General features: G+C 39.3%; 3 protein-coding genes and 7 pseudogenes. 2 read left to right on the top strand and 8 right to left on the bottom strand.

The genetic code is table 11. The features are described from left to right. Positions 1-101: 101 nt before the first annotated feature. From HFU86_RS20365 to HFU86_RS19690, 4 genes and pseudogenes are all read right to left on the bottom strand, one after another. Positions 102-206: pseudogene (locus HFU86_RS20365) on the bottom strand (IS1595 family transposase); the annotation flags it as partial. 391 nt (positions 207-597) lie between these two features. Next, entirely contained in the window at positions 598-1,329 is a 732-nt protein-coding gene (locus HFU86_RS19675; RefSeq protein ID WP_132497277.1) for a fimbria/pilus periplasmic chaperone, read from the bottom strand. Positions 1,330-2,483: 1,154 nt separating this feature from the next. After that, a pseudogene (locus HFU86_RS19910) lies at positions 2,484-3,787 on the bottom strand (ISKra4 family transposase). A gap of 24 nt (positions 3,788-3,811) precedes the next feature. Next, positions 3,812-4,243, bottom strand: a pseudogene (locus HFU86_RS19690) (recombinase family protein). 38 nt (positions 4,244-4,281) lie between these two features. On the opposite strand from HFU86_RS19690, the gene HFU86_RS19695 reads away from it, so the two are divergent. Further along, on the top strand, positions 4,282-4,854 hold the full coding sequence (locus tag HFU86_RS19695; protein WP_132497274.1) for an IS6 family transposase: 573 nt from the start codon (positions 4,282-4,284) through the stop codon (positions 4,852-4,854). A gap of 55 nt (positions 4,855-4,909) precedes the next feature. Then, positions 4,910-5,182 (top strand): annotated as a pseudogene (locus tag HFU86_RS19700) (recombinase family protein); the annotation flags it as partial. On the opposite strand, the pseudogene HFU86_RS19705 reads toward HFU86_RS19700, so the two are convergent. The 4 genes and pseudogenes from HFU86_RS19705 to HFU86_RS19715 form a co-directional block, all read right to left on the bottom strand. Further along, a pseudogene (locus HFU86_RS19705) lies at positions 5,172-6,081 on the bottom strand (IS481 family transposase). The pseudogenes HFU86_RS19700 and HFU86_RS19705 overlap by 11 nt on opposite strands. Positions 6,082-6,134: 53 nt before the next feature. Beyond that, positions 6,135-6,242: pseudogene (locus HFU86_RS19920) on the bottom strand (recombinase family protein); the annotation flags it as partial. 41 nt (positions 6,243-6,283) lie between these two features. After that, positions 6,284-9,133: an RHS repeat-associated core domain-containing protein gene (locus HFU86_RS19710; protein ID WP_187129948.1), complete on the bottom strand. Its 2,850-nt coding sequence runs from the start codon at positions 9,131-9,133 to the stop codon at positions 6,284-6,286. A gap of 95 nt (positions 9,134-9,228) precedes the next feature. Further along, a pseudogene (locus HFU86_RS19715) lies at positions 9,229-10,571 on the bottom strand (SpvB/TcaC N-terminal domain-containing protein); the annotation flags it as partial.

Raw genomic sequence — 10,571 nt, forward strand, 5'->3', positions numbered from 1 at the left:
CAATACAACATAGACTGTCTGTTATCATATTTAAAGTTAACCTTTCGCTATTTTTCTTAGAATAGTGAGCTGTTCTTTAGATTTGACGTATTAAATCACTACTCACATTCTTTCAAATACAGCTCAAAATTAATCTTCGTAACACCATTAAACTTTCACATATATCGTTTAACTTGGCGCCGAAAATGATCAATACAATTGATGTACCCTTCTGTGCCTTTTTACTCAAGAAGCTGAGAACAAAGGTGAATATTATATATGTTTAAATCACTCACTCTTAATTATCTATTCACAATAGTTACCTATGTAAACAATACCGTCAAAGTACATGATTAACTCAATTATCAATATGTACAACTGCTATCATCAGACATGATCTTGGTATAAATTTTATCACCGCTCTTTAGCAATCAAAAAACACTCTGAGCCGATAAAAATAGTAAACCGCGGTGTTTTTGTCCCCCTACTAACTCTGCGGCAATACGCTCTATTGCTCCGGAGATGAACACCGTGCTTGCTTTTAATAACCTTAGCCTTCTTTCCCTCATGAAAGATCCTAAATGATATTAACTACCGGAATATCCACTAATAATTGGATTAAATATCAGAGGAAAATAATTGACTTTCACCGCCATAATCAGTGATGACTTTCCATTCGACTCTTTTCGCTTTAGGTAACATAACCTCCTGATTAGAATAAGGGGAAATATAATCTATTTTATCTCGACTCACCTCATGCCCATTAATAAATATTGAATAAAAGTTCATATAATATGGCGTTGGGTTAGACACAATGAGTTTATTTCCCTCTTTTCTCCAGCTAATTTTCCCTGCATCATTTTCAGGGGTTCCACTTAATATCGATGGTCTATATATTAGCTTATTACAAGAACTTATAGATAGATTCACATTCAACTCTGATTTATGATGATTCTCTTTATCTATGTTATCTAATGGCGGAATACCTTTAACACAAAACCAATATAATGACTCTTGATTCATGTTAATTTCAGCATTCTTTTTTATTATTTTTAGCGTTACCTTTTGTTTTTCATCTAATTTTAGTAAAGGTGGAGTGACAATAAATGGAGCTTTATTATGTTTATCCTCATCAAATACCTCTGACTGGATCAGTATTGGGTATTCCTGAGGGTTTTCTACTTGTATCTCTGCACTCGGATAATTACTATTATATATAATTCTTGTAACGCCAAAATTAATAGTGAATTTTTTTATATTCGCATTTAATATTTCGGCCTCTGCTACATTTAAAAAAGCAGGGATAACAAATAAGCTTGTCAATATAATTTTGACATATTGAAATCTCATTAAAACTTTCCTTATTTAAGTTTGATTAGTTCCAATAAAGATAAAGTACCCACTCTATGTACTAAACAATAACAGTCACAAACAACCATCAAAGGGTTAAATAGAAAATCTATTTTTTACTACTATATATAGCAATTAGTCTTTTAAAAACAAAAAAAAATACAATTCATAATTTATAATACTTCACACGCAAACCTGTTTTAGTTGTTAATTTTATACATTCAATCAAAAATAAAGATTAACAAACCCAATGCTAAATAGAGGCTAACCTAGATAATGATATAAATGAAGGGCAATAGACTGTTTTAATATGAAAATTTTCATATTATTTTTAACGTTATAAATAATGAGCTCGTTCCTTCGGTTTTCCCCTTAATTATTTAATTCCATTCCCAAAAATGACTGATACTAACGATATTATTTTATCTATTTTTTGGATGTAAAGATGAAAGACCATGAGGAAATCTATCATGCTGAAAATCAGGTGTATTCTGTATAGATTTATTCGTAAAAAACCTGTGTCTGATTATCTACCCGCGCCCATAAAATTCTATAGAATTATCTACAATCCTCTTAATTATCTAGGTTAGCCCTAAAAAAATGACAAAAGCAAAATCTCAAGATTAAAAATAAAATAAAGAATCTAAATATTTTTTTTGAATTTATATTTCAATAAAACCAATTTTTTTAGTGTTTATATCTATCTTTATCCTTATTTTATTTACTAAAAAAAACACAATACATAAGTATTTATAATGTATTTATCAATGAATTATATTAATCAATAAAAAAATCGATCGTTTTGATTTAATTTTTAATTTAAAACATACACCATTTTATTTCGAAACAACATCCTACATGGACAATGCTTCTTTTTTCATCTTTGCTTTACCCTAAGTGTAAGACTTCATCTCCAGCCATATCGCAATGAGCAGTTCCGTCTATCTGTAGCCAGAATGGAGTAATCTATAGCTTGCGGGGTGGTTTTCGTCGAGCGTTGTCAATGTCTGCTCATTTTGTCCCATTTAAGAAGCCTGTTGACAATTTAGAATTACGCTAATTGATGAGAGTGACACACCTTTTGTAACATGGTGTATTGGAGATAAAATAAGTGGAATGCTCCTAAACGGAGAGCATAAAAAAGTGTGGGGTATTTACGCGGCCATTGCATCTAACTCTGTGCTATTTAGTTTTGGATACCAACGATAAAATATACTTTCTAATTAATCATTTAAAACGGCTACTCGAGTTTGTAAAAGGTGGTAATGTACACCTTCTTGGCTCCGTTGAAATGGGTTCACCATGGCGATACCGTTCCCCATAATTAGGGGTCATAGCTTGGTTATTATCAATATAAGTTATCATTTTCTCTAAATACCGAACCATTTTTTTGTTGTTTTTATAGACTTGGCTATCTTCATCATCACAAATATATAAACAGCTATCGAGCTTATCTAACGCTTCATCGACATTACCATGCCATAAGTACCATTTTTTTTTCAAGTAAATCTCTTAATTTTACACCAATCCCTGAGGATTGTGAGCCGATACCTTTAACGCACTGGTTAAGAACTGTTAGGCGCATACTAATATGAAATCAATCTAGAATATGCTCAGCTTCGGGATAAATACCGATTTGCATCATTCTTAGGTTATCTGCCCCATCCGACAAAAATGATATCTGTTGGTTAGTTTGTATTCCTTGAGCGTTAAGTACAGAAAGTAAACGTTTTCTTAGGTTGTTTTCAAACGTGTGAACATAATCAAACCGTTTGACTTAAATATTTTCGGCGTAAGCTTTTCCTATAATGATTTCAAAATTGTTTTTTCGGTTATGGCTATCTCGGACGTAACCACCATCAAACCCTATCACCATGGGTTTTCCTGGGCGGGGTAGCTGTTCGTTGTCATAGGCAGATTTATCGAGAAAATCGGGTTGCTCGGCTAACTCAGATTCTTGTCGTTTAGCAACGCTTATTAAGTGATTACGCACAGTGGAAGCATTTAGCGCTTTATTGATCCAATCTATCGACGGTAAGATCATAAGACATCAATGAGGCCCATTTAGCCTCAATATATTTTAGTTCGGGATGGATATTTTCGGGTATCCACTCACTGAGCAAACTCACTGAGTTTGTATTATTAGTCTCACAGTGACAGCGGTAAAGTCGAAACCCTTTAATCGGAATGCCCCCAAATAAAGTATGATAATGGCGGTCTGATGATCTTTTATTTGACGACGTTGATGGCAGTATGGACACTCTCGATGCGCTTACATATAGGATTGGCTTTGGGTCTGTATGACGGCTAATTGAGCACTACTGAGTAATGTCTTTGATTCGTTGAGAGATAATCCCAAAGGTTCATCTTGCTCGGCGTTTTTCTGTAATGTTAATAATGTTTCTTGATAGGCAGAACCATCATCGTGTATGGCCTTTGCTGTCACTACGATCTTCATCATATGACCTCCAAAGTGAATGGATTACTTTTTCCTTAACTTATAGTAAGTTAAAACACCTATTCCAACGTTATCACAGGCTAATTCAAGACGAATGCCTTTCGCTTTTAATTCATCAACCATGACAACCTTACGTTTATCTGCAGGAGGGCGACCCGTTTGTTCCTCTCTATGTTTTTTAGCCGCAATTCCTTCCGCTTGGCGTTCCCTGATTAGGGCTCGTTCAAATTGACTAAATGCGGACATCATATACAATTGAAGTTATTGTAACGGATTGTTTTCATTCGCTGAAAAACAAATATTTTCTTTAAGAAAAATGAGTGAAACCCCACGTTGTTTCAGATCTAACGTTAAATAACACATATCCATCATATTACGGCATAAGCGATCAATAGATTGACAATCAATGAATCCCCAGATACGAGTAGGCACTGTTGCAAAGTTTGAATGACTCATTATGCTAAGTTAACCAGTCTGCTACGGAAGCTTACCTCATGAATGCATTTAAAGGTCGTCATTTCACCGGTATTATCATCCTGTGGGCAGTACGCTGGTATTGGCATAATTCTACGGGCGCACAAACTTGGCATCTTGATGAAACCTACATAAAAATCAATGGAAAATGGGCGTATTTGTACCGTGCAGTTGATAGTAAAGGGAATACGTTGGATTTTTATCTCTTACCGCGCAGGAATACGAAAGCGGCTTACCGCTTTTTAAGTAAACTCTTCAACCGGATGAAAAAAGGCAATGCACCCAAAGTGATTAATACCGATAAAGCGGCATCCTATGGTCGCGCTATCATGTTACTTAAAAAAGAGGGGAAATATCCAACTGGCGTTGAACACCGGCAGATGAAATATCGCAATAATGTCATTGAATGTGATCATGGAAAATTGAAGCAGATCATCAATCCTACATTAGGATTTAAATCCCTCAAAACCGCTCACGCTACCATTAAGGGAATTGAGGCGATGCGAGCATTGAAGAAAGGTCAGGCTGAGTATTTTTATTACGGATATCCCTTAGGGGAAGTGCGTCTAGTGAACCGAGCTTTTGGCCTATAATCCACTTTGAGCTGAAAAACTCAACTTCATTTCTTTATTTGCAACAGTGCCGCTTAATATCAGAGTTCATTGTTTAGCGCTTGGTGGTGTTGACCTAACTAGTCCTGCAGGGAAGATGACGATGCAGGTGATTTCAGCGGTCGCCGAGTTTGAGAGAGATCTTTTAATTGAACGGACTCATGCTGGTATCGCAAGAGCGAAAAGTGCAGGCAAGCGCTTTGGACGCCCCCCTACCCTTAACGATGAGCAAAAAAAGATTGTACTTGAACGTGTTCCGGCTGGAGTGTGTCACTCAGAACCTCGGCTGACGTTTAGTCTTAAAGACCAAGCTTATTTTTTAACACTTCATACGGTGTTTTACCAGCATGAGCTGAGTGGGGGCGATGACAATTATAAAATGCCTCCCATTCAGCTAATTTTTCATGTAAATCGACATCATCCTTATAATCGATTAATTGATAAAATTTCTGTTTATCTGTTAAATGAGAACGCTCGACTTTCCTATTCAATCTGGGTGTAGCTGGCTTGATATAAACATGCTCCATCCCGAGATCATGAATATGCCAATTAAATTTCGATTGGAGTTCGTGCCCATTATCAGTTCTAATCGTTTTGATTCTAAAGGGAAATTTATTTACAACATAATTAATAAAATCAATGGCATTAGCCTGATTATGCCTTTCATAAATTTTAAGTGCTCTGATCCGTGTCGCGTCATCAATCGCAGTATATTGAAAACGTTTAATTCGTTGTCCATCAGGCGTATAAAAAAATAGGAACTTCACATCAATCTGAACATAGTGCCCTGGAACTTGTTTCTGATAACGTTTAAATAGCGGTTTAGAACGACTTCTCCGATTTTGAGGAAGTTGGTTTAATTTGTTTCTTAACAATACATAGTAGCAGCCAGAGCGTGATATTTTGATGTTATGAAACCGTAAAAGATACCAAGCAATACGTTGGGGGGTCAAAATGGTAAGTCGTACGCAGATAAATAACCAGCTCTTCGATGTGTTTTGCAACTCTTCTGGTTGGATTTTCAGGGCAGGGTTTATTATTGATTAATTATTTCTCGCCATCTCATTCATAAGCTCTTTTCCAAGTATAAAACGTTTCTCTACTGATCCCCAAATGACGACACGTTTTAGCAATATTTTTACTCTCGCAGGCATGATTTAAGATTTTTGTTTTATGTGCAATATCTCGTTTAGCTTTAATGTTCATCATATCTGACCTCCGGCTACAATTAGAAAAAACTAATTGTCAACCGAAGTCCAGACTTTCATAGAATTCTGAATGCCCTCCATCGCCATACCTTCTCGGGTTCGTAGACGTATTAAATCACCTTCAAATTCTGCAAAGATCGCTAGCACATTGAAGAATATTTTTTCCCATCAGGTCTGTATGCAAACCAACATGATGCCTACTGTCATTTAAATTTTTTGAAAACTCGTTGAATCCACCCTTTACCTTGATTTTTAGCAGTAACATGTGAAGTCGAATTTTCACTATTTTTAACTTTTGGTCTATAAAGGGACCATAATTGTGGGTTTGTAACCCAAGGAGCTTCAACTTCAATATTATCTTTATAAAAATGGACTCTACCTATTAATCTTTCCCTATTCCTATATATATAACGTAACTCACTAGCTGTAACAGATTGTCCTTCATTCACTTCTTTTTTAACCACACTGTCTATATTTAATTTATCCAAAACAAAATGAATCTTATTACCCGCTCCGCTAGCGGCCATTTCAATCCCAATCTTACTGCCTCGTTTCCAAAGAAGTTTAGGAACAAGGCGATTATTATCCCATTCATGATACTGACTTTTTTTAGGGTATTTATTAACTTCATTGTATATATATGAAATATCAAACTTGGGGTTACTTTTTCCTACAGCAAAATAGTTATCCCATAATGGGTAAGAATTAGCTCTTTTTACTCTTTCCTCCATGCCTTCATCTGGCCCCATTTTTTTTTGAACCTTAGCTAATCTCTTAACAGTTATTTTTTTGCCGCTATTCATCAAGTTTTGCATAGCCGAATGATTATTAAATACATCAAATTGAACCGCATTATTGTAATAATCAATAACTGCAAAATGATCGCTGCCTACGACATCGTCTAAATAAAATGCTCTCTCACGGCTTAACCCATAAACTAAATCACCATTCTCTCTTATAAAATTATCTTTCATGGTTGTTTTTAACCCATTATCATCCTTGAGTAAAATTGGATTATTCCGCACCATTCTGAATAAGTTCATCCCGTCCACAGTCCCCGCGGGGTCAGAGGATAACCATCTGCCTACCCATGGCTGGTAATAGCGATACCCGTAGTAATACAGCCCCGTCGCATCACGCTCCTTACCGGAGTACCTCACTGTTTTGTAGTTCGCTTCAATTTGACTCCGAGCCGACCAAACTGAGCTTCCCCCGTACGGGTAATACTCCTCTATGCTGATGATATTCCCATTGCCATCGACCTCCAATCCGCTGCTGCCTATAAGGTTATCGTAGCTGTAACGCATTGAGTCATTTTCAATCTCTTCAGGTTTTCCTCTCACCCAATGCAATACCCTCACTTGCGCTCGGCCTGCCTCTCCTACCGTGATGACTTGCAGGTTTTCGATTTCTCGTAGACCATTGCTTGTTATCCTGTACTCTAATCCTTGCAGGTATATTACCCGCTGAGTTTGTGTGGAACTTCGGGTCTTTTGTGTACTGATTTTCACAATACGTTGGCTATTACTGTCATAACGGTAATTTTCACTGTCGTCTTGATGACCATCACGTTGTACTGGGTTGATTTTTAGGAGCTCATTACGTGGTGCCCAGACCAGCAACTGACCCGGTTGTAACTGTTGTTGCTGACCGCCCGCGGTGAAAAACGTCTCCACGTCTGCGGGATTTTCCGTCAGGGTACTCAAAACGCCTCGGTTACTGCGATGACTCACCGTTATTTGTGTAGTGTAATTATTGCTCGTCATCGGTGCCCTATGGCGGATTTGTGTCATGTTACCGGCACTGTCGTAGCTGTAAGTGCGGGTGTAATTTGTGTATGCAGCGTTGTCTGTGGGAAAAGGGACAAGGGCAGCAGGAGAGTGATTACCTTGTTGGCTGATGTTTGCCATCTCTCGTCCAGTAGCGCGGATTAATTGATATAAGCTGTCATACGTATATGTGTTCTCTGGCACTACTTTCTGATTGCGCCAGAAACGGGTTTCTTCCGCATCGTTGGTGATTTTCAGTACGTTGCCTACAGGGTCATATTCGTAACGCAAGTCTTGAAGTACCTTTCCCCCTGCAAGATGATTAACTGGGCGCTCAGTTTTTATCCCTGTGAGGCGTTGTGTTTCTGTCTCGTACGAGTAAGTGGTTACCACCCCATTACCGTGCACTTCACGCAGCTTTTGTCCAGCAGCTGAGTAGGTCAGGGAAGCCACAATAATCTGCTCGTTACGACCTTTTAAGGTCAGCCAACTGCCCGATAATTGCCCTGCAATATTGTATGCGACACGCTGTAAATTGCCTTCGGCATCTTGTGTCATCAACATCGCTCCCGTCGCATCGGTGACACTTTTTGTGGTAAACACCTCGGTATCAAGTTGCTCTCTCCAAATAGACTCGTCTTCGCCCTGCCAATCAGCCACTGTATCGGGATTATCCGCGTTCTTCAACAGACGACGAGAGAGGGAAAGCGGTTCGCCAGTCAGAGCAATACTGTCGGTTTGTATCAGTCCTGCGGTATCATAATGGCAGATACATTGCCCTGAGAGGTTCAGTGCTTTATCTGCGTCACGATTGCCTGCATATAAGAACCGTTCGACAGTACGGGGAGCTTCACCGGTAACCTGCTCTGTCACTCTCAGGAGGCGTCCTGAATGTCCCTCATCCTCATACTGCCAACGTCGGGTTAGCGCTTGGCTTCTGTCTTCTGTGCCATCATCAGCGATATCAATATTACTCACGGCGATATAGGGGCGACCAGCGGCATCGTTCAATGTGACGGTGATACCATTATCCACACCTTGCGAGTGCAGCGTCTTGCCCGACAAATCGGTGAGGTAGTGAAAGTTTATCCGCCCAGCGTCATGTAAGCGCGAGTCCACGCTTTGAATTAAGGCACCACGGGCATCATATTGATGACGAGTGATGCGTGGCTCAGTCTCAGCAGGGGTATCCGGGTGTCGATAATATTCGACATTACGTACATTCAATCCCCGATTATCCAATACCGTGACCGTAGGGGTCTTTTCGAACACAAAGGCACTGATAGTGTGCATAAATAAGTTCCTTTATCCATATATCCATAAAATAATAACCCCTCTCAACGGGTAGGTTAATACCTTACCCGTTGAGAAGACAGGAATTAAAGAGAACGAGCCTTCTCCATTGCGGTATCGTTCTCATCCTCATTGACGACAAACCAAGGGGTATATAAAGTGCGACGTAGGTCGCCTTTCGCCGTTATGACCTGACAGACTCGGCCTTGCGGGTCGTACCGATGCGTATCTGCATACAGGTCTCGACGCGCACTATCATCGCGAACATATCGCCAATCGTTCAGAAAATAAGGCTGATAAGTGCGGATAGCTTGCCCTTTATTGTCATATTCCGTTCGACCTGTCACCGCCCAACGAAACATTGTTTCATCGACCAACGGTTCACCATCTCGCCCTACCGAAAGTGCCCCGTTACCAATATATTGCCAACTTTCACCGCCAGTCTGGCGAGTCGAAACTTGCAATTGGCGTCCAAAGCCGTCACTAAAATTCACTTGCTGACGAATTTGCTGAGCAGGATCATGATCAAAACGATCTGTTGTCAATGTGATGATATGCGGTGGTTGACGTTCTCCTTCGGCTTGCATCCAACTGTCTGCGACATAAACCATACATTGAGACACGGGTAACGGGGAAGCCAAGGACAAAGCCTCATCGGCAGAAACTGGAACAGAAAAATCGACAGCACTATAGCCCGTCATTTGATGATTTTCGGTTCCAAAAAAACGTAAGCTAGTCACCCGCCCTAAGGCATCATAAGTCACGCTATGTACATTATCATTTACGTCTATCACACTAACAGGGGTTAAAAAACGCCAGTCATATTCAGCTGTAATGACTAATCCCGCGGCATCCTCCTGTTGTGTTACCACACAATCGAACTTATCTCTTATCACGCTTACTGCACCAAGTGGAGGAGATTCTCGATATGTGACAGGCAACCAAAAGTGTTTTTCTGTCTCGTATGTTGTTATCCCCTGACGCACCGCCCACAATTTTTTCTTCTTGTCACCATATTGAGTAAACAGATAATCAACAGCATGATATCCTGCTTGTATAAGCCTTTCTTCGGTGAAATCCTGAGACAATTTTGTTGTCATTTCGTCATTCAGTAACGCTATTTCGGTAAACGCAATTCGAGGTGGAAATGCAGGCATATCTACTGTTTCATGCCCTTTATCACTCCAATACCATACTCTAGATTGGCCAGCCAAGGAGATCAAAGCGTCATTCATTAATGGATTGTCTATCTGATCAAAGTCTTCTCTCGTGAGCCCCTCAAAAGCAAAAGGCTTCTCAACATTGAGCACATCATGACGAACCGCAGCTTCTAGCCCTATACACCAAATCCCCGCTGGTATATCCGATAGCAAATGCCAAGCTTTTTGCTCCAACGTCAAACGTAATATTTTTTGCTGTTCATCTACAC

The organism is Providencia sp. JUb39 (assembly GCF_012272845.1).
Lineage (GTDB): Bacteria > Pseudomonadota > Gammaproteobacteria > Enterobacterales > Enterobacteriaceae > Providencia > Providencia lanzhouensis.

Bases quoted from the DNA above. Each gene is read 5' to 3' on its own strand.
- HFU86_RS19675 (WP_132497277.1), bottom strand. From the start codon at position 1,329: ATGAGATTTCAATATGTCAAAATTATATTGACAAGCTTATTTGTTATC.
- HFU86_RS19695 (WP_132497274.1), top strand. From the start codon at position 4,282: ATGAATGCATTTAAAGGTCGTCATTTCACCGGTATTATCATCCTGTGG.